This window comes from Bradyrhizobium sp. RP6 (assembly GCF_003837805.1).
Lineage (GTDB): Bacteria > Pseudomonadota > Alphaproteobacteria > Rhizobiales > Xanthobacteraceae > Bradyrhizobium.
Genome location: NZ_RQIT01000009.1, coordinates 29147 through 53873 on the forward strand (window position 1 = coordinate 29147; position 24727 = coordinate 53873).

The following is a 24727-nucleotide window of genomic DNA, read 5'->3' on the forward strand; positions in this document are numbered from 1 at the left end:
CGTCGCTCCGGGCTTTTTTCATTCGCCTGTCGCCGCGTTTGCCTGCGCGACATCCTAGGGCCAGAGCGATGGCCGCTCGACCTTGCGAGCGTTCTCCAGCGTCGACACGAAATATTCTTCGCGCTCGCGCTTGAACTTCTCTTGCGTAGCACGGAAGGCGGCGACACGGGCGGCGATCTCATCGCGCTCACGCGCTTTGCGTTCTTCGTCTTCGGTCATCTCAAATCCCCTCTACACCTGAGTACGTGCGCATCTGAACTCAAGCGCTGCCGCCGCAATCACGTTGAGTCGCGTCAACACATCCATTGGCGCTCCTGAATGGGGCGTCAATGGGGAGGAGGCATTGCAGGAATGTGATAAGCGAAAGGCCGGAAGAAATTTCCGAGCGAACTGCGTTCGCACTTGATAAGTGCGTCAATGATGTTGTCGCTTGTGCATGCTGCTGTCAGGCAGAAGGAGTCGGGAGGCGCAATTGATCGCATCGGATCTTCAGAGCGGGGTCGAACTGCTCGGCGACATGATCGCCGAGGCCAAGGTCATCGTGCCGTTCACCGGAGCTGGCATCTCGACCGAATGCGGCATTCCCGACTTCCGCTCGCCGGGCGGAATTTGGACGCGTAACAGTCCGATTCCGTTCGACGAATTCGTCGCGAGCCGGGAGGCGCGCAACGAGGCCTGGCGCCGCCGCTTCGCGATGGAGGAGGTGTTTGCTGCCGCCAAGCCCGGTCGCGGCCATCGCGCGCTGGCCGCGCTCTACCGCGCCGGCAAGGTTCCCGCCGTCATCACCCCGAACATCGACAATCTGCACCAGGCCTCGGGCTTTGCCGCCGAACACGTGGTTGAACTTCATGGAAATACTACTTTCGCGCGATGCATCGGATGTGGGCAGGTCTATCCGCTGGACTGGGTGAGGCGCCGTTTCGACGGCGATGGCGCGGCGCCAAACTGCACGGCGTGCGACGAGCCGGTGAAGACCGCCACGATCTCCTTCGGTGAGATGATGCCGGATGACGAAATGCAGCGCGCAACCGCGCTGTCGCAATCCTGCGACCTCTTCATCGCGATCGGTTCCTCGCTGCTGGTCTGGCCGGCCGCGGGCTTTCCGATCATGGCCAAGCGCGCCGGTGCACGTCTGGTCATCATCAACCGCGAGCCGACCGAGCAGGACGATATTGCCGACCTCGTCATCCATCAGGATATCGGCGAAACGCTCGGTCCCTTCGTCGGCAATTGAGACGAATCGATTTGATTCGCCGCAATGCAAGCTGTTCATAGGTTCCGGCGAATCTCTTTTTTGTCTATGCCTCGCAACCGGGAGTGTTATCTTTTGAGTCGAAAGATTCGCGTCGCGTCGAGTTGAGAAGTTTCTCATAAGACGCGTGATTCGAGCGCCGCCAATGTGGCGGGCCGCAATGGCAGTGTGGGGTCCGGGGTTATGGGGTCGTCGGACGGATTTGAGTCCAAGAAGCTCGGAGTTCCCGGGCAGGGAGTATCGCCCGGGCGGATGACGCCGGGCGAACATGGCGGTGTCGGTCGCGATAGCGCACTCAGTCCCTTCAGCGGACTCGGTGAGACCAGCGCCAATCTCGTCGAGGTCCATGGCGTCATCAAATGGTTCGACGCCTCCAAGGGCTATGGCTTCATCGTTCCTGACAATGGCTGGCCCGACGTGCTCCTGCACGTGACCGTGCTCAGGCGCGACGGCTTCCAGACCGCTTATGAGGGCGCCCGCATCGTCGTCGAGTGCATTCAGCGCGCCAAGGGTTACCAGGCCTTCCGCGTGGTTTCGATGGACGAGTCGACCGCGATCCATCCGGCGCAGATGTTGCCGCCGCGCACCCATGTCACGGTCACTCCGACCAGCGGGCTGGAGCGGGCCCAGGTCAAATGGTTCAACCGGCTGCGCGGCTTCGGATTCCTGACCTGCGGCGAGGGCACGCCCGACATTTTCGTGCACATGGAGACACTGCGCCGGTTCGGCATGACTGAACTCAGGCCGGGCCAGTATGTCCTGGTTCGCTTCGGGCCGGGCTCCAAGGGCATGATGGCGGCGGAGATCCATCCCGAGACCGGATCGCCGGGATTGCAGTCGCACTAAAGAGCACCAATTCTCGCAATCGTGAGCAGAGGCGTGCCGGCTGGCCGGCGCGCCTCTTCCTTTTCCGCTGGCCGCCGCGTAGGACTGACCCAGTCCCCACGCCTCGAGAGCCCCATGAATTTTGATCGAAAGGCCGTCTGGTCCGTTGCAAAGGGCTGGCTTGCCGCCATCCTCCTCATCATTGGCTGTGTCGTCGCCAGCGCGCCCGCCGGCGCCGCCAGCTTCCAGCCGCTCGAGATCGTCACCAAGAATGGTGTGCAGGTGTTCTCGGTGGAAATGGCAACGACCGAGGAGGAGAAGCAGACCGGCCTGATGTATCGCAAGGAACTGCCTGACGGCAAAGGCATGCTGTTCGACTTCAATCCCGAGCAGGAAGTGTCGATGTGGATGAAGAACACCTATGTTTCGCTCGACATGATCTTCATCCGCGCCGACGGCCGCATCCTGCGCATCGCCGAGAACACCGAGCCGCTGTCGACCAAGATCATCTCGTCCCGGGGGCCGGCCAGGGCCGTGTTGGAGGTGGTGGCAGGAACGGCACAGAAGTACGGCATCCGCCCCGGCGACCGCGTCGGCCATCCCCTGTTCGGCAGCAAATAGGGCGGGAAAGTCCGGCGATTGCCGGCCGCGCTGCTGGCTTTGGAGCTTTGTTGGCAGCTTGCTGACGCCTCGGGAAGCGTGTATCGACGGGGCTCGCCGGACAGTCGGGGTATAGCGCAGCCTGGTAGCGCGGCAGTTTTGGGTACTGCAGGTCGTTGGTTCGAATCCAGCTGCCCCGACCAGTCCCGAGAAGGCCCCCAGGGTCGTGGGATCGCAGAGCTGCGACCCCACCTCCGCTCAGAACAGCAGCCAGTCAACAAGCCGCCAGGCGCCCCAGGCGAGGGCGCAGATCCAGCCCAGCATTGCAATCCCGGCCACGCCAAGTCCGCAGAGCGGCAGCAGAGAGCTTCCGGTCTCTGGGACGTCGGATAGTTTCTCGGTCGTATCGATCTGGCTCACTGCTCCCCCTCGGCCATGCGGCCTGCTCCTCATTGGTCTCCGCTCGCTCACGGAAATTCACCGGCCGCGCTGCTGCTCACACGGACGTGAGACGAGATGACTGGCGTCCATGGCGGGGGCGCGCGCTGATCGTTGACATTCACGGACGCCTCGCGATCGCTGGGAAAAACCTGCAACGCGCGGCGCTGCGTTTGGTTGCCCGGCCGAGCCCCTAAAACGTCTTCCGGGCTTCCAGCCCCAGCGCCACGTCCCAGTCGGCTTGGTGGCCGAAGCAGGGCAGGCGGCATATTGCGGGTGAGCCGTTTGCGCGAGGTCTGTCCCAGCCCTTTGAAGCCTTGGCGCTCATAGCCTGCGCCACACGACTTCTGCGCGATTTTTGAAGGCGTTGATGAGGGCCGCGTGGCGCAGAATTGCCAAAGATTCATCGAACCTTTGGCTGTTGCCACAGACATATGTGTGTTGGGGATTTCAGCGCCCAATGCCTAACGGACGCCGCCAAGCGATGATATTCCGCTTGCGCGGCGTTGCGCTTTTCGGCCGGGCTGGTCAGTTCTGGAAAAAACCACCGAGCGCCTAACACGGCATTCGTTCTCAATCATGAGCCTTCCGGAAAACCCGGCCGCGGCTTTCAAACGATCGTGCCGCTCCATCCCAAGTAAGGTTGATCGGTTAGGTTAAAGGCGAGCGGTTGTTGCGCCCGCTTGGGTGGCTGTGATCAGGTCGGTCCCGGCTCGCGATGCGCTGCCTTCAATTCCGAGCGACCACAGGTCACGGTTCGTCGCGGCGTGCCTACCAGTTGAGTTCTGCGCCAGCGAGTTCTGCCACATGTCTTTTGATCGCAACCTCAAGACCGTTGTTCCGCAGTCGAGCTGGACGCACATCTGGCACCTCTGGACAGTGATCATGCCGCGCCGCTCCATCAATGGGCAGTTCGTGGTCGGCAAGGTCTGGCGCCGCTACGACGGTCGGAACTGGATCTACAAGAAATTCACCGAGTTCGACGGCGAAGAGGCGGCCTGAAGCGCGGTGAGATCGTGATGAACCATCATCGCACCATCATCGCGCCTTGCGTTATCGTCGAGGTCGTACGGTCCTAACCCGAGTGCCGCTCGCCTATTGCTGATCCCGGCGTTTGCACGCGCGGCAGCGGCATCTTGAAGTGGCGCTTCGCGTAGGCGACGATCTCGGCGTCCGAGGGATGATCGGCCGCCTCCACCGCGACAATCCGCGTGGCCAGATCAGGGGCGCTCGCGTGAATGTGGCCGGCAAGCTCCGTCTTCGCGCTCGCCGGACCGATGATGAGGATCTCGCCGGCATCGGCGATGGCTTTGGTCACCTCGGTGTAAAATGCCTTGTCGGGGGCAGCATGGCCGCTGCCGATCACATTGGCCTTGTGATGAAGATGACGAGTCGGCAGTTGCGGATGCAGCGTGACTTCGTCCGAGCCGCTCAGGCCGAGATGGAAGATCCGAGCCTGTGAATGGTCGATCCATACCACGGCGTGGAAATGAGAGGGCATGTGTTTGGGCCTTGTGCCAGAGGAGGTTGCCGACGACGGAGCGGCGGCTCAGGTCGTGGCAACACTATGCGGGCCGGCGCCGCCGCCTCTGTTGACTCATGTCAATGCGATCTTCGGCTCGGAATGCGGCAAGCGGACGTCGCGCTCCGAAGGGCGTCTCCGGCTCAGGCCGCCGCTGCCGCCGGCTTGGGCGGTGGCGGCTTCAGCGGCTTGTCCTGCTTCTTCGACCACGAGATGTAGTAGGCGACCGTCGTCATGATCGCGATGCCGGCGACACTGACGAAGATCTGCGCAAGCAGCGAGCCCGAGCTCATCGACAGTTCGAAATGGCCGACGAAGGACAGGAACACGCCGACGCAGAACACGGCGAGCGACTGCTGGCCGCAGACGATCAGGGGATCGAACACCCTCCACTCCAGCCCAGGCCACTCCTTCGGCACGAAGCGGATCACCAGGATCACGATCACCACGAAATGGAGGAAGCGGTACGGCGCAAGGTTGGTCTTGTCATTGGGGTTGAAGGCCGAGAACAGCCATTCCGGGAACATGCCGCCGAAGGTGGGGAAGCGGCCGGCCATGGTCATAACCAGCGCGAACAGGAGATATCCGAGGCATACCCACAGGGTGATCGGCGAATTGATCAGCGTCATCGAGCGCCGAGCCCCGCCCATCGCGCACCAGGCGCCGAACACGAACAGCACCTGCCAGCAATACGGATTGAAGTACCACTGGCCGGCCGGATAGGCCGTCAGGTTCAGGCCGTAATGGCGCGCGGCGAGCCACAGCACGATCGACAGCGCCATCGTCAAATCGGGCTTGCGCAACATGAACCACAGCACCGGCGGAAACAGGCCCATCAGCACGATGTACAGCGGCAGCACGTCGAGATTGAGCGGCTTGAAGCGCAGGAACAGGCCCTGGCGCAGCGTCTCGGTCGCGTTGTCGACGAGGCCGGCGACGTTGAACTCGTTGATCATCTCGGAATCGCCGAAGCGCAGCGCCAGATAGCTGATCGAGGCGATGTAGATCACGAACAGGATGATGTGGGCGACATACAGCTGCCAGACCCGCTTGGTCAGCCGCGTGGCGCCGACGATGAAACCGCGCTCCAGCATCATCCGCGCATAGACGAAGGAGGCGGTATAGCCGGAGATGAAGACGAACAGGTCGGCCGCGTCGGAAAAGCCGTAATTGCGGGTCGTGATCCAGTTCACGACGTTGTCGGGGATATGGTCGAGAAAGATCGCCCAGTTCGCGACACCGCGAAACAGGTCGAGCCGGAGATCGCGGCCCTTGTCGGGAAGCGTTGCACTGATGTTCAGGAAGGCCATGCGACGGGAGCTCTCGAAGAGATCGGATAGGCTGATGCGGCAGTGCCGCCGGGCGGGATCCCGGCGCGGAAGGCGGGTACGGAATTGTCACGGTGCAGCATAATGACTATACCGTTGGCGAGGGGGCCGGGGGCCGGAATCACCGATCAAGTCCCGATCGGTTTCTCTATACTATCCCCGAGGTTTCCACCAACTGCCACCGTGACGCATCGAAATCGAACGAAAAGACGAAGAGGCCCGGACCAGCCATGACCGCACGCATTTTCAAGCCTGCCAAGAACGCGATGCAATCCGGCCGGTCCAAGACCAAGGAATGGCAGCTCGACTACGAGCCGGAGCAGCCGCGCTCGGTCGAGCCGCTGATGGGCTGGACCTCCTCCGGCGACATGAAGCAGCAGATCACGCTGCATTTCCACAGCAAGGAAGAGGCGGTCGCCTATTGCGAGCGCAAGGGCATCGCCTACCAGGTCATCGAGCCGCAGGAATCGATTCGCCGGCCGGTCGCCTATGCGGATAATTTCTCGTTCCGCCGCGGCGAGCCCTGGACGCATTGAGTCTCGGCAAGCTCTATCGGCACGTCGTGCCCGGACTTGTCCCGGGCATCCACGTTTTCGCCGCATGAGCTCGGCCTGCATGGCTCGAGACGCCCGCCTTGGCGGGCTCCTCACCATGAGGTCTGATATCGTGCCGCGAAGCGTTACCTCATCCTGAGGGCCCGCCGGAGGCGGGCGTCTCGAAGGATGGGCCGCAGGCAAGCTTCGCGCCACGCTTTTCCAGCCTGGGGGACGGTTAAGGTGGTTGGCACCAATTCCGCCACATGCTTCGCTGCCTCGCATGATGGGCTCATGGCGAGGTGGGGTATGGCGGGGCGTGACCAGCTCGACGGCGTTGATCTGAAGATACTGTCCGAGCTGCAGCAGGACGGGCGGGTGCGCAACAACGAGCTGGCGCTGCGCGTCGGCGTGTCCGCGCCCAACTGCCTGCGGCGGCTGAAATCGCTGTTCAGCCGCGGCGTGATCCGGGCGGTGCGCGCCGTCATCGACGAGCGGCGGCTCGGCTTTGAAGTGGTGTCGTTCGTCTCGATCCAGCTCGGCAGCCAGGCCCAGCCGGTGCTGGAGGCGTTCGAGAGCTCGATATCAGCGATTCCGCGCATCCAGCAGTGCTGGCGGATTTCGGGCGACACCGACTATTTGCTGAAATGCGTGGCGCCGAGCGTCGAGAGCATGCGCCAGCAGCTCCTGCATTTCGCGGCGATGCCTGATGTGAAGAACGTCCGCAGCTTCCCCGTGCTCGGTGTCGCCAAGGATGTCCCGCTGCCGTTGCAGGAGGTCTCCGTGGCGGCGCCGGCAGGATAGGATCGGAACTGCTCCCGTGCAGCCAAATAAGAATTTCACGCAGTCCGAATTCAATACATGAGTCATTCACCTAACTATGACATGTGATTTGCGAAGCCCTGCAATGCACTGAGCCGTGATTGCCGGTTCCGCGGCGCCGCCTAAATGCGAAGTGCGAACCCTCCGCGTGTTGGCATGCCGAGGCCTCTTTTGTGAGACCCTGAAGCAGGAAAAGACACCATGACATCGAATTCGAAGACGTTCGTCGCATCCGCTGCGACGCTGTTTGCATCCGCGTTTCTCATGATGACCGCACCGGCTGCCAAGGCCGATGACTTCTGCATCACCAACGGCGCGCAGGCCGCTCACGGCTGCGGCTATCCGACGATGGAGGCCTGCCGCCAGGCCGCCGGCGGCATCGGCGGCACCTGCTCGCAGAGCGGCGGTGCGAAGACCTCGAATGACGCGTTCGCCCAGCAGCCGAAGCAGACTCACTCGCGCAAGCTCCGGCCGGGTGGCCAGACCAACTCGAACTGACGCTGCAATCGAGACCGGTTCAGAGATGTTACGGCCTCCGAGATCCATCTCGGGGGCCGCAATTCATGATGACCACGCAGCGGACGCGCTCGCTCACCGGTACCGGCCGCGAAACTCGCGCGGGGAGGCCCCTGTCCAGCTGCGGAAGGCGCGCGAAAAGCTCTTCTCGTTGCGGAAGCCGGCGATCTCCGCGATGCGCTTGATCGGGGTGCGGCCGCGCATCAGCTCCTGCTTGGCGAGCTCGAATTTTGCCTCTTCCTTGAGATCGCGTAGCGAGGTGGCCTCCTCGCGCAGGCGGCGGTGCATGGTGCGGGTGGACAGCGCCAACTCGCTCGCGACGTCCTCGGCGCCGAGAAGGCGGCCGCGCGCATTGCGGAGCACGCGGCGCACGCGCTCGACCAGCAGCCGGTCGCGCCGGTACGGCAGCACGGTCAGCCGCAACGCGCCCTCGAGCATGTTGTCGAGATCGGCCGCGCTGCGCGTGAGCGGCAGCGAGAGATAGTGCTTGTCGAAGACGATGCCGGCGCGGTCCGCATCGAATCGGACGGCCCGGCAGAAGATGGTCGGATAGACCGAAACATGTTCGGGCTGCGGGTAGGGGAATTCAGCTGCACGGAGCGCGATCCGGGAATCGACGGCCCAACACGAGAAGCCGAGCACGTAGCGGAACAAGGTGACCAGGCAGAACTCGCGGCAGGGCCCGAGGTCGCGTCGCTCATTGATCGACACGACGGCGGTCTCTTCGCCAACCTCGAGATCGAGCAGCACATCCTCGGTGACCAGACGGTGGTGCCGGCACCAGCGCTTGAGCGCGACCTCCAGCGTCGGCGCGGTGATCGAGGCGCGGCACAGCATGCCATAGGTGCCCCAGGGCAGTCGCCGCGAGAACCAGCCGAGCGCCTCGTCGTCGAGCTCGCGCATGGCATGGCCCGCCAGCGCCTCGAATTGGGCGGCAGTGACCCGCCCATCCGGAGCGTTCAGAAGCTCCGGCGCGACCTGGCCGCGGCTCAAGGCCTCGGCGGGATCCCGGCCGTACCGCTCATAAGCGGCCACCACGCCGCGGACGAAGGCGGCGGGCGTGACGGCGCGGCGCGGAAGGGCCGTGGCGGCTTGAAAAGGCATCGGATCTCCTCAGGAAATCCTCGCGAAGTTTGGCGGAAAATGCAACCTTTTCGACTGCAAGAAGGCCGGGACCGGGCTAGGTTCGGAGCCCAAAATAGGGAGGAATCGCCGTGAACATCCCGAGTATCGATTTCGATCTGGGCGAAGACATCGGCATGCTGCGCGACACGCTTCGCGCCTTCGTCGAGGCAGAGATCACCCCGCGTGCGGCCGATATCGAGGAGGCCAATCTGTTCCCGGCGGACCTGTGGAAGCGCTTCGGCGATCTCGGCCTGCTCGGCATGACCGCGCCGGAGCAATATGGCGGCTCCAACATGGGCTATCTCGCCCACATCGTCGCGATGGAAGAGATTTCGCGCGGCTCCGCGGCCGTGGGGCTGTCCTATGGCGCCCATTCCAACCTCTGCGTCAACCAGATCCGCCGCAACGGCAACGACGCGCAGCGGCAGCGCTATCTGCCAAAGCTGATTTCCGGCGAGCATGTCGGCGCGCTCGCGATGTCCGAGCCCGGCGCCGGATCCGACGTCGTCTCGATGAAGCTGCGCGCCGACAAGCGCGGCGACCGTTACGTGCTCAACGGCTCCAAGATGTGGATCACCAATGGCGGCGATGCCGATGTGCTGGTCGTCTACGCCAAGACCGATCCGGACGCCGGCCCGCGCGGCATGACGGCCTTCCTGATCGAGAAGGGTTTCAAGGGCTTCACCCACGGCCAGCATCTCGACAAGCTGGGCATGCGCGGCTCCAACACCTATCCCTTGTTCTTCGACGAGTGCGAGGTGCCGGAGGAGAACGTGCTCGGCAAGGTGGGCGAGGGCGTCAAGGTGCTGATGTCCGGCCTCGATTATGAGCGCGCGGTGCTCTCGGGCGGTCCGCTCGGGATCATGGCGGCCTGCATGGACGCCGTCGTGCCCTACATGCACGAGCGCAAGCAGTTCGGGCAGCCGATCGGCGATTTCCAGCTGATGCAGGGCAAGCTCGCCGACATGTATTCGACCTGGCAGGCCACGCGTGCCTATGTCTATGCGGTGGGGCGCGCCTGTGATCGCGCCGATCATGCGCGCAGCTTACGCAAGGACGCCGCCGCGGCGATCCTTTATTCCGCGGAGAAGGCGACGTGGATGGCGGGCGAGGCGATCCAGGCGCTGGGCGGGGTCGGCTACACGTCCGAATTCCCGGTCGGGCGCCTGTGGCGTGATGCAAAGCTCTACGAGATCGGGGCCGGCACCTCGGAGGTTCGACGCATGCTGATCGGCCGCGAGCTGATGGCCGAGACGGCTTAAACGTTCACCTCATTGGAATCATCATGCCGCTCCATTCCAGCATCGATCCGTCTTCATCCGACTTTGCGCGCAATTCCGAGGCCATGCGCGGCCTCGTCGCGGACTTGCGCGAAAAGCTCAGCCAGGTCGCCGGCGGCGGCGGCGAGGTATCGCGCAACCGCCACACCGCGCGCGGCAAGATGCTGGCGCGCCAGCGCGTCGATCTGCTGGTCGATCCCGGCACCTCGTTCCTGGAGCTGTCGCCGCTGGCAGCCTATGGCCTCTATGGCGGCGACGTGCACTCGGCGAGCGTCATCACGGGGGTCGGGCGCATTTCAGGGCGCGAATGCGTGATCGTCGCCAATGACGCCACCATCAAGGGCGGCACCTATTATCCGATGACTGTGAAGAAGCATCTGCGGGCGCAGGACGTCGCGCGGCAGAACAATCTGCCTTGTGTCTACATGGTCGATTCCGGAGGCGCCTTCCTGCCGCTGCAGGACGAGATCTTTCCGGACGAGCGGCACTTCGGCCGGATCTTCTACAATCAGGCGCAGATGTCCTCCCAAGGCATTCCGCAGATCGCGATCGTGATGGGCTCTTGCACCGCTGGCGGCGCCTATGTCCCCGCGATGTCGGACGAGAGCATCATCGTGCGCAACCAGGGCACGATCTTCCTCGGCGGCCCGCCGCTGGTGAAGGCTGCGACCGGCGAGGTCGTGAGCGCCGAGGAACTCGGCGGCGCCGACGTGCATTCGCGGCAATCCGGCGTGACCGATCATTACGCGCAGAATGATGCTCATGCGATCGGGATCGCCCGGCGCATCATCGGCACGCTGAAGCCATCGGCGCGGCCGAACCTCAACATGCACAAGCCGCGCGATCCGCTGTTCGCGGCGGAGGAGATTTACGGCGTGGTGCCGGTCGATGGCAGGAAACCGTTCGACGTGCGCGACATCATCGCCCGCGTCGTCGATGGCTCCGAATTCGACGAGTTCAAGAAGCTCTACGGCACGACGCTGGTCTGCGGCTTCGCCCATATCTGGGGCTATCCGGTCGGCATCATCGCCAACAACGGCATTCTCTTCAGTGAAAGCTCGCTGAAGGGCGCGCATTTCATCGAGCTGTGCTGCCAGCGCGGCATTCCCTTGGTGTTCCTGCAGAACATCACCGGCTTCATGGTCGGCAAGAAGTACGAGGCCGGCGGCATCGCGCGGGACGGCGCCAAGCTGGTGACGGCAGTTGCGACGGCCTCGGTGCCGAAATTCACCGTCGTGATCGGCGGCTCCTACGGCGCCGGCAATTACGGCATGTGCGGCCGCGCCTACTCGCCGCGTTTCCTCTGGATGTGGCCGAACGCGCGCATCTCGGTGATGGGCGGCGAGCAGGCCTCGATGGTGCTGAGCCAGGTGCGCCGCGACAATATCGAGGCCAAGGGCGACAGCTGGTCCAGGGAAGAGGAAGACAAGTTCCGCGAGCCCATTCGCGCGCAATATGAGAGCCAGGGGCACCCCTATTACGCGACCGCGCGGCTCTGGGACGACGGGGTGATCGACCCCGCCGACACGCGGCTTGTGCTCGGGCTCGGGCTCTCGGCGGCGTCGAATGCGCCGATCGAGCCGACGAGATTCGGCCTGTTCAGGATGTGATGCGATGGACCGCTCAAAGCTCTACCGCCGTTTTCGCACCCTCCTGATCGCCAACCGCGGCGAGATCGCCTGCCGTGTCATCCGCACCGCCCGCGCCATGGGCTTGCGCACGGTCGCCGTCTATTCCGAGGCCGACCGCGACGCGATGCATGTCGCGCTCGCCGATGAAGCCGTGCTGCTCGGGCCGGCGCGGGCCCGCGACAGCTATCTCAATGTCGAGCGGCTGATCGAGGCCGCACGGAAGACGGGGGCGGAGGCCGTGCATCCCGGCTACGGCTTCCTGTCGGAAAATGCCGAGTTTGCGCGGGCCTGCTTCGACGCCGGGCTGGTGTTCGTCGGCCCGACTGCCGGGATGATGACGGCGATGGGCTCGAAATCCGGCTCGAAAGAGTTGATGGAGAAGGCCGGCGTGCCGCTGGTGCCCGGCTATCACGGCGAGGCCCAGGACGAGACGACGCTTGCGAAGGCGGCGGACAAGATCGGATTCCCCATCCTGGTGAAAGCGTCAGCCGGCGGCGGTGGCCGCGGCATGCGCATCGTGCGTTCGGCGGCCGAGCTTGGGCCCGCCATCGTCAGCGCCAAGCGCGAAGCTCTGGCGGCGTTCGGCGATGATCGCATGCTGATCGAAAAATATGTCGACAATCCCCGGCACATCGAGGTGCAGGTGATCGGCGACAGCCACGGCAATCTGCTCTCGCTGTTCGAGCGCGAATGCACGCTGCAGCGCCGGCACCAGAAGGTGATCGAGGAGGCGCCGTCGCCGACCCTCAATGCCGCGCAGCGCGAGACGGTCTGCGCCGCCGCGCGAAAGGCCGCCGGAGCGGTGAACTATGTCGGGGCCGGCACGATCGAATTCGTCTCCGACGGCAAGGACGTGTTCTTCATCGAGATGAACACGCGTCTCCAGGTCGAGCATCCCGTGACCGAGCTGATATCGGGCATCGACCTCGTCGAGTGGCAGCTGCGCGTCGCCTTCGGCGAGGCGTTGCCGCTGAAGCAGGACGAGATCCGGCTCAACGGCCATGCCGTCGAGGCGCGCGTCTATGCGGAGAATCCCACCAAGAACTTCATGCCGTCGGTGGGCCGGATCTCCACCTGGCGGTTGCCGGCAGAAGCCGGAGGCTTACGCATCGACGCCGGATATCGCGAGGGCGACAGCGTGTCGCCGTACTACGACGCCATGCTGGCCAAGATGATCGCCTGGGCGCCGACGCGGGACGTCGCGATCGAGCGGCTCAATCGGGGACTGGAAGAGTCCGACGTCCGCGGCATCGTGACGAACATCCCATTCCTGTCGGCGCTGATGACGCATCCCAAGGTGCGCACGAATGCGATCGACACCGGCTTCATCGAGCGCGAGCTGGCGGTCCTCACACAGGCTGCACCGGCACCCGGGGAGCTCGAGCTTTGTGCCGCGGTGGCCGCGATCCTCGGTGACGAGCAAAAGGCCGCCCATGTGCAGGCGGGTTCGCCCTGGCAGACGTTCGGCTGGCAACCGGTCGGCCGCCGCCAGCGCAGCTTTGTCTTCCGCGTCGGGCACGGGCCGGAGCAGAAGATCACGCTGAACTACGGGAGTGGCCCCGCGACGCTGGTGATCGGCGACCGCGAGCTGGCGTTCACGACCGCGGCGAAGGAAGGCGGCTTCGACTTGACGCTCGACGGCGTCAAATCGGCAGTCGCGGCCGTGATCGATGGCCATGAGCTCTACTTGCGCACGCGCAATGGCCGCTTCGACCTGCACTGGGTCGATCCGTTCGGCGGCGAAAGCGAGGAGCAGGCCGGCGAGGACAAGATCGCGGCGCCCCTGCCGGGCACCGTCGTCGCCGTGCTCGCCGAGGAAGGGGCGAGGCTCGAGAAGGGCGCGCCGATCCTGACCCTGGAAGTGATGAAGATGGAGCAGACGCTGCGCGCGCCCTTTGCCGGCGTGCTGCAGTCGATCAAGTGCAGGGTCGGCGACATCGTCCAGGAGGGCGTCGAGCTCGCCGTGGTCGAGCCTTCCGGAGAGTGACATGAGCGATTCCGTCCGCATCATCGAAATGGGGCCGCGCGACGGTCTCCAGAACGAGAAGACGCCCGTCAGCGTCGAGGCCCGCATCGCCTTCGTCGAGGCGCTGGTCGCGGCCGGCCTCAAGACGGTCGAGGTCGGCGCCTTCGTGTCGCCGAAGGCGATCCCGCAGATGGCGAGTTCGGATGCCGTTTTGCGGGGCGTCGCTCATGTGAAGGGCGCCGAATTCCACGTGCTGGTGCCGAACGAGAAAGGCTACGACGCCGCGCGTGCCGCGGGCGCCAAAGTGGTCTCGGTGTTTGCGGCGGCTTCCGAAGGTTTTTCGCGGGCGAACATCAACTGCACGGTCGCGGAGTCCATCGAGCGGTTCAAGCCGGTGCTGGCGCGCGCGAAGGCCGACGGTGTGCCCGTGCGCGGCTATATCTCCTGCGTGCTCGGTTGCCCCTTCGACGGCGAGATCAAGCCGAAGGCGGTGGCTGATCTTGCGCGCACGCTGTTCGAGCTCGGCTGCTACGAGATATCGCTCGGCGACACCATCGGCGTCGGCACGCCCGACAAGGCGAAGGAGATGTTGCGCGCGGTCAGTGCGAACGTCCCGCCCGCCAGACTCGCGATGCATTTCCATGACACCTATGGCCAGGCGCTGGCCAACCTCTATGCGGGGATGGAGCAGGGCGTCCGCGTCATTGACGCCGCCGCGGGCGGCCTCGGCGGCTGTCCTTACGCGCCGGGCGCGACTGGGAACGTCGCGACCGAGGATGTCGTCTACATGCTCGAAGGCATGGGCGTGAAGACGGACGTGGATATGGAGAAGCTGCTCGCGGCCACCAACGCGATGAGCGGCGTGCTTGGCAAGCCGCCCGTCAGCCGCGTGGCGTCCGCGCTGAACGCGAAGAAGAAGCGAGTCGTTTCCTAATTTTCCGTCATTGCGAGCGAAGCGAAGCAATCCAGAGTCCCTCCGTTGAGACGGTCTGGATTTGCTTCGTCGAAGGCTCCTCGCAATGACGACTGAGAGAGTCTTCAAGCCGCCTTCAGGCCGACATCAGGCAGGCGCGGCCGGTTCTTCAGCGCCTTGGCCATCATGGCTTCGACCTCGGCCTTTTCCTGCGGCAGCAGCGCAAGGCGCGGCGGGCGGGTCAGGGCGGTGCCGCGGCCCATGATGTGCTCGCACAGCTTGATGCACTGAACGAGGTCCGGGCGGGCATCGAGGTGCAGCAGCGGCATGAACCATTCGTAGAGCGGCATAGCTTCGGCGAAGCGCCCCGCCTTGGCGAGGCGAAACAGCGTCTCGCCCTCGCGCGGGAAGGCGTTCGACATGCCGGAGACCCAGCCGACCGCGCCCATGGCAACGCTCTCGACGATGACGTCGTCGAGGCCGGCGAACAGCACGAAGCGGTCACCGACCATATTCCTGGTGTCGATGAAGCGCCGGGTGTCGCCCGAGGAATCCTTGAAGCAGACGACGGTCTCGACATCGGCGAGCGAGGCCAGAATGTCCGGCGTGACGTCGTTCTTGTAGATCGGCGGATTGTTGTAGAGCATCACGGGAAGATCCGTGGCGCTGGCGACGGCGCGGAAATGCGCGGCGGTCTCGTGCGGCTTGGAGGAATAGACCAGCGCCGGCATCACCATCACGCCGTCGATGCCGATGCGCGCGGCTTCCTTGGCGGTCTCGACCGCAAAGGCTGTGGTGAATTCGGCGATGCCGCACAGCACGGGCACGCGGCCGGCCGCGACCGACTTCGCGGCCTCCATGATCGCGACCTTTTCCTTGCGCTCGAGCGAGGTGTTCTCGCCGACCGAGCCGCAGACGATCAGGCCGGAAACGCCGTCTCGGATCAACCCGTCCATGACCTTGGCGGTCGCGTCGATATTGAGCGACAGGTCGTCGTTGAATTGCGTGGTGACGGCCGGGAAGACGCCTTCCCAGGAGATGCGTGGGGTCATTGTTTGGCTCCGATTGGAATTGTGCCGGCGGATCGTTCGATCCGCCGGGCGTTGACGTGACGGCGATGGGTGGGATCAGAGGGTCGCGCCGACCTTGCGCAACTCGGCGAGGACGGGGGCTTTCGGCAGCCAGACCTTGTCGAACTCCGCGATGACGGCCTCGGTGTCCTTGGCGTCGACCTGGCGGATCGGGATCGGGGCGTTCTTGAAGTTCTCGATCAGCGCGGGCTCGTTGCCGGCGAGCTCGTCGATCTGCGCGTCCAGCGTCGTCTTGATCGTCTTGGTGATCAGCTCGCGATCGGCTGCGGAGAGAGATTGCCAGACCCGGCCGGAGACGACCGCCGCCATCGGCATGAAGACGGCGTTCATCTGCAGGATGACCTTGGACACCTTGTCGAAGCGCTGGTTCCATGAGAATTCGAGGTCGGCTTCGAGCCCGTCGACCTGGCCGTTGGCCATGGCGTCGAACACCTGCGGCGTCGGGATCGGCGTCGGTGCCGCGCCCAGCGAGGAATAGAAATCGCGATAGACCGGGGTCGGGTTGATGCGCAGCTTCATGCCCTTGATGTCGGCGAGCGAGTGCAGATCCTTGGACGAGAACACGGCGCGCATCCCGGTGATGCCCCAGCCGAGCCCGATCGTTCCGGTTTCCTGCGGCAGCACGTCGAACAGTTTCACCGCCGCTGGATGACGCACGAATTTCGCGACCGAAGGCGTCGAGCGGACGATGTAGGGCGCGTTGATCGCGGCGATGTGCGGCACGCGTGAGCCGAGCTCGGCGGCCTGGATGAAGCCCATGTCGAGCGCGCCGGACTGCAATTGCTGCATCATCGCGGTCTCGTTGCCGAGCTGGCCGGAATGGAACACGGTCAATGTCAGGCGGCCGTTGGTCGCGGATTTGAGATCCTCGCCGAATTTGAGCGCGGCCTTGTTCCAGGAATGGCCATTAGGCGTGATCAGGCCGAGGCGGAATTCCTTGGCCTGGGCGAGCGCCAGCGCCGGTGCGAACACCGAGGCGGCGGCGCTGGCGGCGAGAAAGCGGCGGCGTGTAAGCGACATGATCGGGCTCCTATTGGATGGCCTATTTGACCAGGATCAGCGAGAGCGAGGGATAGAGCGAGAGCAGCACCAGGAGGACGCAGGAGATGACGAAGAAGGGCAGCGTCACCATGAACATCTTGCCGGGCTTGGCGCCGGTGACGGCGGCCGCGACGAAGAAGCAGAGTCCGACCGGCGGCGACAAAAGGCCAAGCACGAGGTTGATCACCACCACGACGCCGAACTGCCGGGGGTCGATGTGATAGATTTCGGTTGCCACCGGCAGCAGGATCGGCACGGTCATGATCAGGCCGGGAATGCCGTCGATCACCGTGCCGATCACCAGCAGGATCGCGTTGCAGATCAGCATGAAGCTGACGGGATCCTTGGCGACGGTCTGGATCCAGGCGGCGGTCTCCTGCGGCACCTTTCCGAAGATCAGGACCCAGGAGAACACGGCGGCGGCTGCGACCAGGAACAGCACGATCGCCGAGTAGATCGCGCTGCGCAGCATCATCTGCGGCAGCTGGGAGAACTTGAACTCCCTGGTCCAGTATTTTCCGACCAATGCCGCAGCGACCGCGCCGACCGCCGCCGATTCCGTGGCGTTGGCGAGCCCGCCGAGAATGGTGCCGACGATGACGATCGGGATCAGCAGCGTCGGCGAGGTCCGCAGGATCGTCATGATGCGCTGGCGCGGCGTCTGGTACTCCGCGCGGGGATAGTTGTAGACGTATCCCATCAGCGCGATGACGAGGCAGAACATCACGGTGAGAATGACGCCCGGCACGATGCCGGCGATCAGCATGTCGCTGACCGACACCTGAGCGAGCACGCTGTAGACCACGAACATCACGGAAGGAGGGATGATCGGGCCAAGCATGCCGCCATAGGCGGTGAGGCCTGCGGCGAAGGTCTTGTCGTAGCCCTTCTTCTCCATCTCCGGGACCATGATCTGGGCCATGATCGCGACCTGCGCGGTCGCGGATCCCAGGATGGAGGAGATGAACATATTGGCGAGGATGTTGACGTAGGCGAGCCCACCCTTGAGCGAGCCGACGAAGGCCATCGCCATGTCGACGATGCGCCGCGTGATGCCGCCGCCATTCATGATCTCGCCAATCAAGATGAAGAGCGGGATGGCGATCAGGCCGTAGCTGTCGACGCCGCCGAACAGCTGGAGCGGATAGGACTGGAACAGCACCGGATTGCCGGATGCCGCGATGTAGACGAGGCCGGCGAGGCACAGGCAGAGGCCGATCGGCACGCCGACCAGCATGAACGCCATGAAGGCTGCCGATGTGATCATCAGTTGACCCCGTCCAGCTCGGAGAGCTGAAAGCCTTTCGGTGCGGTGCGCGGAACCAGCTCGAGATCTTCGAGCAGATTGGCGAGACCGTGAATGGTCATCGACACCGCGAAGATCGGCAGCGTCAGATAGAGCACCCAGGTTGGCCAGTTCAGCGTCTGGGTGCGCTCGGTGTAGAGGAAATTGAATGTCTCGGCGGCGAGCTTGCGCCCGTCGAAGCCGGCGCGGGCGAGACCAACCGGGTCCATCCAGAGCACACAGGTGACGATCAGGGCGACACCGAACATGACGACGAGGCCGGTCGAGATCACTTTTGCACATTTCTGGTGCTGAGCGGAAAGTCGCTCCGTCAGCATGGTCACCGCGAAGTCGAGCCGCAGCCGCGTCATCGCGGACGCCCCGATGAAGGTCAGCCAGACCACGCAATAAACGGCGGATTCATCGATCCAGTAGATCGGGAAGTGCGAGTAGCGGGTGACGACGTTCACCAGGATCAGGCCGGTAAGCAGGTACATCAGCCCCATCAGCGCGAGCCGCTCGCAGGCGAGCAGGGCGCTCGACATCCGGACGATCATGCGTCGGAGGCTGAGCGCGCGCGTGGCCGGCATGGTCTGCTCGATCATGAAAGAGGCCCCAACTCCCGAAGAATTGTCGTGCGATTACCAAATGTATAATTTATACATTTTGGGAGTCAAACGAAGTTTGCGGTCATTTCTGCGGCAGGGCGCGCCTTTGCTGGGCACTTTGCTTTGGAGCGCCCGGCTTTTGCCGGGCACCTCGACATGCAAGACAGGGACCGCGTCGGCCGAACGAGTCGGGAAGGACAACAGAAGGTCAGATGAAACAGCCTCTGAAGCATCGCACCCTTTCGGCTGCGATCGTCGACCAGCTCCGCCAGGCGATCCTCGACGGCACCTATCCGGCCGGATCGCAACTGCGCCAGGATGCGCTCGGAGATGCTTACGGCGTCAGCCGCATCCCGGTGCGCGAGGCGCTGTTTCAGCTCGAGGCCGAAGGCCTGGTGCGGATCGTGCCGCAGAAAGGCGCCATCGTCTCCGAGCTGTCACTGGACGAGATCAACGACGTCTTCGACCTGCGCCGCATCCTGGAGCCGCGATTGCTGGCGCAGTCGGCGCCTCGCTTCACGCCAGACGATTTCGACGGGCTCGACGACATCCACCGGAGCTTCGAGAAGGCGATCAAGGCGAGGAACGTCAGTGAATGGGGCCAGCTTAACGCCGACTTCCATATGGCGCTCTACGTGCACGCGCCGCAGCCGCGCACCCGCGCGATCGTGCTGTCGCTGCTCCAGACCAGCGACCGCTATACGCGTCTGCAGCTCTCTAACACCAAGGCGATGGGCATTGCGGAGAAGGAACACGCCCATCTGATCGCACTCTGCCGCGCGCAGAAGGTGGAGGAGGCCTGCCGCTTCCTGGAGCGGCACATCGAAGCCGTGCGCAAGGATCTGCTGCAGGTCGTGGCGAACGCGCCGAAGGGGCGTCGGAAGGACAATTCGTAGCTCGTAGGTGGGTTAGCCGAAAGCGTAACCCACCGCTGTTTGTCTCCGCAGCGGCAGAAGAGGTGGATTACGCCTTCGGCTAATCCACCCTACAGCACCGGTGATAGCTTCTACCTGCTCCCGTCCGGCCCCATCACGAGATCCGGCAGCCAGGTCGAGATCCCCGGCACGAAGCACAGGAGCAGCACCGCGAGCATCATCAGCAGCACGAAGGGCAGGGTGCCCCAGATCACCTCGCGCAAGGGAATATCCGGCGCGACGTTGCGGATGACGAAGATGTTGAGGCCGACGGGCGGATGGATCAGCCCCATCTCCATCACGATGGTCATGACCACGCCGAACCAGATGATGTCGAAATTCGCGGCGCGCAGGGGCGGCAGGATGATCGGCGCGGTCATGAGAATGATCGACACCGGCGGCAGGAAGAACCCGAGCACGACCACCATGACGAGGATCGCGAACAGCAGCTCCCAGCGCGGCAGGTGCATCGCGACGATGGATTCGGCGACCGATTGCGAGATGTGCAGATAGCTCATCACATAGGAATAGAGCAGCGACATGCCGATGATCATCATCAGCATGGTCGATTCCCGGATCGTCGATTTCATGATGGGGGCAAGGTCGCTCGGCCGCCACACGCTGTAGATCACGGCGATCAGCGCCAGCGCGAGGAGGCCGCCGAGGCCCGCCGTCTCCGACGGCGTGGCGTAGCCGCCATAGAGGGCGATCATGACGCCGGTGAGCAGCAGCACGAACGGGATCACCCGCGGCAGCACGCTGAAGCGCTCGGCCAGCGTGTACTCGTCGCGGGTCAGGATCGCGGCCTCGGGGCCACCATTCTTGTAGACCGCCTCGGCCGCGGCATATTCCTGCCGGAAGCGGATCACGGCGTAGGCGCCGAACAGCGTGACCAGCAGCAGGCCAGGCCCGATGCCGGCCAGGAACAGCCGCCCCAACGACTTTTCGGCGGCGACCGCGAACAGGATCATGGTGATCGACGGCGGCAGCAGGATGCCGAGCGTGCCGCCGGCGGCAATGATCCCTGCGGCAAAGCCGCCGGAATAGCCGCGCTTGCGCATCTCGGGGATGCCGGCCGAGCCGATCGCCGAGCAGGTCGCGGGCGAGGAGCCCGCCATTGCCGCAAACAGCGCGCAGGCGAACACGTTGGCGACGCCGAGGCCGCCGGGCACCCGATGCAGCCAGGCGTGCAGCGCCGAATAGAGATCCTGGCCGGCGCGCGACTTGCCGATCGCCGCACCCTTCAGGATGAAGAGGGGGATCGACAACAGCGTGATCGAGGCCATTTCCTCGTAGACGTTCTGCGTGACCGTATCGAGCGAGGCCGAGGGCATGTAGATGCCCATGAACACGACCGCGACCGCGCCGAGCGCGAACGCGATCGGCATCCCTGAGAACATCACCAGCAGCGTCGCAATGCCGTAGGCGAGGCCAATGCCGAAAACGCTCATGGCCGCTTGGCTCCGGTAAAGGGCAGCGCAAGCTGCACGAGGATCTGGAGGCAGAGCAGGCTCATCCCGAGCGCCATCAGCGAGTAGGGGATGGCGAGCGGCGGCGACCACATCGAATTGGAGACCTGGCCGTCGACATAGGCCTCATGGGCCAGTGTCCAGGATTTCCAGGTGAAGAAGGCGCAGAACAGGAAGGTAGCTGCGTCGACCAGCCAGAGCCTGATCCGGTTCGCCAGCGGTGACAGCAGGCCCACGAAGGCTTCGATGCCGATGTGACCGCGGTTCTGCTGAACATAGGCGGCCGTCATGAAGGTCGCGCCGACCAGCAGGAACACGGCGGCCTCGTCCTGCCAGTAATTGGCAGCCTTGTACAGCGCGCGGCTGAGCACGCTGTAACTCAGGATGGCGCAGGCCGCGACCAGTGCGATCGCGGCGAACACGACGATGATGCTGTTGAGGATGGCAAGACCGCGATCGATCGCCGCCGCAGGGCCTGTGCCTGCGGCAGCGATTGCATGGTCGTCACGATCCGGAAGCGGACCGTGGCTCATGCTGCGACGTCGATGGCGAGCTTGAGCAGGTTTGCGGCGGTCGCGGTCTTGGCGCTGTAGTCCTTCCAAGCGGTGTCACGGGCGATGTCGCGCCACTTGCCGACCGTGGCGGCATCGAGCACCGAGACCTTGGCGCCGGCCTTCTCGTAGACCTTGGCGACCTCGACGTCGTCATCCTGTGCGCCCTTGCGTCCGAAGGCTTCGAGCTCGGTGCCGACCGCGAGCAGGATATCCTGATGGTTCTTCGGCAGCTTGTCGAAGATCGCCTTCGACATCATCAGCGGCTCGAGCATGAACCAGTAGGAGGCGCCCGCGCCCGAGGTCAGCGACTTCGCGACCTCTTCCAGGCGGAACGAGATCAGGCTCGTCGAGGAGGTGATGCCGGCATCGCAGGCGCCGGTCTGCATCGCCGCGTAGATTTCGTTGGAGGGGACCGACAGCACCGAGGCCCCGGCGGTCTGAAGCACCATGTCCATTTCGCGCGAGCCGCCGCGCACCTTCATGCCCTTGGCATCTTCAGGCGCGACGATCGGCTTGGAGCGGCTGGCAACGCCGCCGGCCTGCCAGACCCAGGTGAGCAGGATGATGCCCTTGTCGGCGAGGAAATCGGTCAGCGCCTTGCCGACCGGCTCCTTCTTCCAGCGCAGGCCCTGGTCGTAGGTGGTCACGAGGCCCGGCATCAGGCCGATATTGGTTTCCGGCACCTCGCCGCCGGCATAGGGCATCGGATAGAGGCTGATGTCGAGCGCGCCCTTGCGCATCGCGGAGAACTGCGCGTTGGTCTTGATCAGCGAGGAGTTTGGATAGATCTCGGCGGCGATGTCGCCATTGCTGCGCTTACTGACTTCGGCGGCGAACATGCGGCAGAGCCGGTCGCGGAAATCGCCCTTGTCGATGGTGCCGCCCGGGAACTGGTGCGAGATCTTCAGCGTGGTGGCTGCCTGCGCCGTACCGGTGCCGAAGCGGAGGATGGCGGGCGCGGCGACGGCGGTCGCGAGCAGATGGCGGCGCGTGAGCATGGTTATGGTTTCCTTGGACGATTCTTGTTTGTGCGATTTGGACTTAGTCCTTGAGACCGGCACGTGGGCCCATCCTAGCCGGTCTTTCACCCGATATTCTCTCATCTGATAGTTCGAGACCGAATGTCCGGGCAAGTGCCGGCCGTGCTGCGCTGCACACTCCCAATCCCTGTTGCGAGCGGGACCACGCCGAACGCCGGATAGCACCAGGCTCGTCAAAATTTACCGGCGGGGGCGTAACAACGCCGACTGGCGATCCGTCGAGATTGAATAGCGGCGTCCGTCGCTGACAAACACCATCTCGAAGGGAAGTTGAACCATGACCATTCGCACCCGCATCGTGCTCGGCGTCTCGGCTGCCGCTCTCTCGCTTGGCCTCGCGTTTGCCCCGGCCGCCTTCGCTCAGGACAAGATGGGCAAGGATGACGGCATGATGAAGAAAGACACGATGTCCAAGGACGGCATGATGAAGAAGGACACTATGTCCAAGGACGGAATGATGAAGAAGGATCACATGTCGAAGGACGGCATGAAGAAAGACGACGGGATGATGAAGAAGAATTGATCACCGGCGTCATCGCGCAGCGCCTGCCTTGGGCGGGCAGCGCACTCTCGAATTTCGGAGGCGGCATTTGGGACCGCCTCCGGAACTATGCTTTAGTTCAGGTTCAATAGGACGTTACGAGCGCACCTTACTTGCGCTTCGCCTTGCGGGCGGCGTAGCGCGCGTCGCGCTTGGCCTTTTGCTCGGCTTCGAGCGCAGCCTGTCTCTCGGCGGCTTCCTGAGCCTCGCGCGCGATCCGTGCGGCTTCGGCAGCCTTGGCTTCTTCCTCGAGGCGCTTCTGCTCGGCCTTCTCCGCCTCGCGCGCAGCCTTCGCCTCGGCGCGCTTGGCCGCGAGTGCCTCGCGTTCAGCACGGCGCGCCAGCACCGCCGGATCGTCGGGTCCCGGTTGCGACTTGAATTTGTTCAAAAGATTTTTGCGGGCTTCCTGCGCCGCCCTTTGCCGGTCTGTGAAGCCGGGTTCCCTGAATCCACTCATCTACGAGCCTTGTCTTCCTCGCTTTCGATCCTACATCGGTGCCTGTTGGTACGTCGGCTGGGCATAGCAGGCGCCACGCGACGCTGTAGCGTGTACATCGGCGCGCGTCGCGAAGCCACCCATAATCGCAGCCGATCAGGTCAACGAAAAATCGCCTCCCCGACGATCTCTCGTAGCCCGGAAAAACTGCTGAATTGTGATGTCCCTCATAAGGGAGCACGAGCGCGACGCCTAGCGTCCGCCCGGAACGAGACGGAGCACGGGCATGATGACCTTCCGACCGAGCCTGAAGGCGCTCGCAATCGCCTTCGTCCTGGCAAGTGTGGCCGGTGCCGCCGTGCTCGTCGCGCGCCCGCAGCCGGTCGACAGTGCCGTGCTGGGCGCGGGCTGGGAATGCAGCCAGACCGCATTCGTGCTCACGACCTGCGCACCGCGGGTCCAGCGGGCGATCCCGGCGGTCGAAACCTCGCGCAAGGACGCGACAGCGCCGCCCCGAGGCTGAATGGGGCAGGCTGATCGGGATGTGACGCGACGCCGCAGAGGTGATAAAGCCGGTTTGCCAGCGCGATCAGGCGGCCATGTCCAAGCCCAAATCCGAACCCGGCGAGAAGCCTAGTCCGCGACGAGGCCGTAGATCCGAGCGCCAGCCCGGTGACGACCGTCGCGGCGCGATCGCTGGATTGATCATCGCGATCGTGATTCTTGGCGTCGGCTGGTGGCTTGCCCGGGATCTCACCGCAGCCAGCAAGATGCAGGATTGCCTGATGTCCGGGTGAAGCAATTGCAACGTGATCGAGCCGGCTCGCTAGAGGCGCTTCAACGTGGCCCGCCGGAAGCCGTTGCGGCCAAAAATTGCCGTGATCTTAATCATTTGTAACGGGACTTAGCCGATCAAGCAGGTCAGTTATGTCGGCCGGTATCAACCCGGTGCGCGGCGAATCGTCTATCGCGCCGGGCACGACGGCCATCGAGAGAG

General features: G+C 64.1%; 28 protein-coding genes and 1 tRNA gene. 16 read left to right on the top strand and 13 right to left on the bottom strand.

The window, feature by feature from the left end; translation table 11 throughout:
- Positions 1-54 precede the first annotated feature (54 nt).
- Positions 55-219, bottom strand: a complete 165-nt coding sequence (locus tag EHH60_RS37575) for a hypothetical protein (RefSeq protein ID WP_162832225.1) — start codon at positions 217-219, stop codon at positions 55-57.
- A 253-nt stretch (positions 220-472) separates the two neighbouring features.
- Between EHH60_RS37575 and EHH60_RS18310 the strand changes: the two genes are divergently transcribed.
- The 4 genes from EHH60_RS18310 to EHH60_RS18325 all read left to right on the top strand — a co-directional run bounded on the left by EHH60_RS18310 (position 473) and on the right by EHH60_RS18325 (position 2880).
- Positions 473-1234 carry an SIR2 family NAD-dependent protein deacylase gene (locus tag EHH60_RS18310; RefSeq protein WP_199751546.1) on the top strand — a complete coding sequence of 254 codons (762 nt, stop codon included), beginning with the start codon at positions 473-475 and terminating at the stop codon, positions 1232-1234.
- A 201-nt stretch (positions 1235-1435) separates the two neighbouring features.
- A complete protein-coding gene (locus EHH60_RS18315) occupies positions 1436-2098 on the top strand; it encodes a cold-shock protein (RefSeq protein WP_199751547.1) in 663 nt (220 codons plus the stop codon).
- A gap of 114 nt (positions 2099-2212) precedes the next feature.
- A complete protein-coding gene (locus EHH60_RS18320; protein ID WP_124160857.1) occupies positions 2213-2698 on the top strand; it encodes a DUF192 domain-containing protein in 486 nt (161 codons plus the stop codon).
- Between the two features lie 105 nt (positions 2699-2803).
- Positions 2804-2880 (top strand) — tRNA-Pro (locus EHH60_RS18325).
- Between the two features lie 55 nt (positions 2881-2935).
- On the opposite strand, the gene EHH60_RS18330 is transcribed toward EHH60_RS18325, so the two are convergent.
- A complete protein-coding gene (locus tag EHH60_RS18330) occupies positions 2936-3097 on the bottom strand; it encodes an RNA-binding protein (RefSeq protein ID WP_245454518.1) in 162 nt (53 codons plus the stop codon).
- An 825-nt stretch (positions 3098-3922) separates the two neighbouring features.
- Between EHH60_RS18330 and EHH60_RS18335 the strand changes: the two genes are divergently transcribed.
- Entirely contained in the window at positions 3923-4117 is a 195-nt protein-coding gene (locus EHH60_RS18335) for a hypothetical protein (RefSeq protein ID WP_124160858.1), read from the top strand.
- 73 nt (positions 4118-4190) lie between these two features.
- Here the strand turns inward: EHH60_RS18335 and EHH60_RS18340 are convergent, their stop codons facing one another.
- Together EHH60_RS18340 and EHH60_RS18345 are read right to left on the bottom strand one after the other, a co-directional pair.
- Positions 4191-4616: a translational machinery protein gene (locus EHH60_RS18340; protein ID WP_124160859.1), complete on the bottom strand. Its 426-nt coding sequence runs from the start codon at positions 4614-4616 to the stop codon at positions 4191-4193.
- A gap of 164 nt (positions 4617-4780) precedes the next feature.
- Positions 4781-5947: an OpgC domain-containing protein gene (locus tag EHH60_RS18345; protein ID WP_124160860.1), complete on the bottom strand. Its 1167-nt coding sequence runs from the start codon at positions 5945-5947 to the stop codon at positions 4781-4783.
- 248 nt (positions 5948-6195) lie between these two features.
- Between EHH60_RS18345 and EHH60_RS18350 the strand changes: the two genes are divergently transcribed.
- The 3 genes from EHH60_RS18350 to EHH60_RS18360 all read left to right on the top strand — a co-directional run bounded on the left by EHH60_RS18350 (position 6196) and on the right by EHH60_RS18360 (position 7818).
- The gene (locus EHH60_RS18350) at positions 6196-6501 is read left to right on the top strand and encodes an ETC complex I subunit (protein WP_124160861.1); all 306 of its coding nucleotides are present in this window, start codon (positions 6196-6198) and stop codon (positions 6499-6501) included.
- 306 nt (positions 6502-6807) lie between these two features.
- Entirely contained in the window at positions 6808-7302 is a 495-nt protein-coding gene (locus tag EHH60_RS18355) for an Lrp/AsnC family transcriptional regulator (RefSeq protein ID WP_124161023.1), read from the top strand.
- Positions 7303-7521: 219 nt separating this feature from the next.
- Positions 7522-7818: a DUF3551 domain-containing protein gene (locus EHH60_RS18360; protein WP_124160862.1), complete on the top strand. Its 297-nt coding sequence runs from the start codon at positions 7522-7524 to the stop codon at positions 7816-7818.
- Positions 7819-7911: 93 nt separating this feature from the next.
- Here the strand turns inward: EHH60_RS18360 and EHH60_RS18365 are convergent, their stop codons facing one another.
- Positions 7912-8940 (bottom strand): AraC family transcriptional regulator, encoded by a 1029-nt coding sequence (locus EHH60_RS18365; protein ID WP_124160863.1) that lies wholly within the window; start codon positions 8938-8940, stop codon positions 7912-7914.
- Between the two features lie 155 nt (positions 8941-9095).
- Here EHH60_RS18365 and EHH60_RS18370 point away from each other — a divergent pair, with 155 nt between their 5' ends.
- Genes EHH60_RS18370 through EHH60_RS18385 form a run of 4 tightly spaced genes read left to right on the top strand, consistent with a single transcriptional unit; the run spans position 9096 to position 14772 of the window.
- Positions 9096-10223: an isovaleryl-CoA dehydrogenase gene (locus EHH60_RS18370; RefSeq protein ID WP_124161024.1), complete on the top strand. Its 1128-nt coding sequence runs from the start codon at positions 9096-9098 to the stop codon at positions 10221-10223.
- A 23-nt stretch (positions 10224-10246) separates the two neighbouring features.
- Positions 10247-11851 (top strand): carboxyl transferase domain-containing protein, encoded by a 1605-nt coding sequence (locus EHH60_RS18375; RefSeq protein WP_124160864.1) that lies wholly within the window; start codon positions 10247-10249, stop codon positions 11849-11851.
- 4 nt (positions 11852-11855) lie between these two features.
- On the top strand, positions 11856-13859 hold the full coding sequence (locus EHH60_RS18380) for an acetyl/propionyl/methylcrotonyl-CoA carboxylase subunit alpha (RefSeq protein ID WP_199751549.1): 2004 nt from the start codon (positions 11856-11858) through the stop codon (positions 13857-13859).
- Between the two features lies 1 nt (position 13860).
- The gene (locus tag EHH60_RS18385; RefSeq protein WP_124160866.1) at positions 13861-14772 is read left to right on the top strand and encodes a hydroxymethylglutaryl-CoA lyase; all 912 of its coding nucleotides are present in this window, start codon (positions 13861-13863) and stop codon (positions 14770-14772) included.
- Between the two features lie 104 nt (positions 14773-14876).
- On the opposite strand, the gene EHH60_RS18390 is transcribed toward EHH60_RS18385, so the two are convergent.
- From EHH60_RS18390 to EHH60_RS18405, 4 genes are all read right to left on the bottom strand, one after another.
- On the bottom strand, positions 14877-15803 hold the full coding sequence (locus tag EHH60_RS18390; RefSeq protein WP_124160867.1) for a dihydrodipicolinate synthase family protein: 927 nt from the start codon (positions 15801-15803) through the stop codon (positions 14877-14879).
- A 75-nt stretch (positions 15804-15878) separates the two neighbouring features.
- Positions 15879-16862 (bottom strand): TRAP transporter substrate-binding protein, encoded by a 984-nt coding sequence (locus tag EHH60_RS18395; RefSeq protein WP_124160868.1) that lies wholly within the window; start codon positions 16860-16862, stop codon positions 15879-15881.
- 22 nt (positions 16863-16884) lie between these two features.
- Positions 16885-18150 carry a TRAP transporter large permease gene (locus EHH60_RS18400; protein ID WP_124160869.1) on the bottom strand — a complete coding sequence of 422 codons (1266 nt, stop codon included), beginning with the start codon at positions 18148-18150 and terminating at the stop codon, positions 16885-16887.
- Positions 18150-18758, bottom strand: coding sequence for a TRAP transporter small permease (locus EHH60_RS18405; RefSeq protein WP_124161025.1), 609 nt, complete (start codon positions 18756-18758; stop codon positions 18150-18152). Before EHH60_RS18405 ends, EHH60_RS18400 begins: the two co-directional genes overlap by 1 nt.
- 230 nt (positions 18759-18988) lie before the next feature.
- Between EHH60_RS18405 and EHH60_RS18410 the strand changes: the two genes are divergently transcribed.
- Positions 18989-19672, top strand: coding sequence for a GntR family transcriptional regulator (locus EHH60_RS18410; RefSeq protein ID WP_124160870.1), 684 nt, complete (start codon positions 18989-18991; stop codon positions 19670-19672).
- A gap of 110 nt (positions 19673-19782) precedes the next feature.
- Here the strand turns inward: EHH60_RS18410 and EHH60_RS18415 are convergent, their stop codons facing one another.
- Genes EHH60_RS18415 through EHH60_RS18425 form a run of 3 tightly spaced genes read right to left on the bottom strand, consistent with a single transcriptional unit; the run spans position 19783 to position 22711 of the window.
- A complete protein-coding gene (locus tag EHH60_RS18415; RefSeq protein WP_124160871.1) occupies positions 19783-21141 on the bottom strand; it encodes a TRAP transporter large permease in 1359 nt (452 codons plus the stop codon).
- On the bottom strand, positions 21138-21692 hold the full coding sequence (locus EHH60_RS18420) for a TRAP transporter small permease (RefSeq protein ID WP_124160872.1): 555 nt from the start codon (positions 21690-21692) through the stop codon (positions 21138-21140). The genes EHH60_RS18415 and EHH60_RS18420 overlap by 4 nt, the downstream gene beginning before the upstream one ends.
- The gene (locus EHH60_RS18425; protein WP_124160873.1) at positions 21689-22711 is read right to left on the bottom strand and encodes a TRAP transporter substrate-binding protein; all 1023 of its coding nucleotides are present in this window, start codon (positions 22709-22711) and stop codon (positions 21689-21691) included. The genes EHH60_RS18420 and EHH60_RS18425 overlap by 4 nt, the downstream gene beginning before the upstream one ends.
- 319 nt (positions 22712-23030) lie before the next feature.
- Between EHH60_RS18425 and EHH60_RS18430 the strand changes: the two genes are divergently transcribed.
- Positions 23031-23276, top strand: a complete 246-nt coding sequence (locus EHH60_RS18430) for a pentapeptide MXKDX repeat protein (RefSeq protein ID WP_124160874.1) — start codon at positions 23031-23033, stop codon at positions 23274-23276.
- Positions 23277-23403: 127 nt separating this feature from the next.
- Here EHH60_RS18430 and EHH60_RS18435 read toward each other — a convergent pair whose 3' ends face one another.
- Positions 23404-23751 carry a DUF6481 family protein gene (locus tag EHH60_RS18435; RefSeq protein ID WP_124160875.1) on the bottom strand — a complete coding sequence of 116 codons (348 nt, stop codon included), beginning with the start codon at positions 23749-23751 and terminating at the stop codon, positions 23404-23406.
- A gap of 265 nt (positions 23752-24016) precedes the next feature.
- On the opposite strand from EHH60_RS18435, the gene EHH60_RS18440 reads away from it, so the two are divergent.
- Positions 24017-24253 carry a hypothetical protein gene (locus EHH60_RS18440; protein ID WP_124160876.1) on the top strand — a complete coding sequence of 79 codons (237 nt, stop codon included), beginning with the start codon at positions 24017-24019 and terminating at the stop codon, positions 24251-24253.
- Positions 24254-24329: 76 nt separating this feature from the next.
- Entirely contained in the window at positions 24330-24527 is a 198-nt protein-coding gene (locus EHH60_RS18445; RefSeq protein ID WP_124160877.1) for a hypothetical protein, read from the top strand.
- Positions 24528-24727 lie beyond the last annotated feature (200 nt).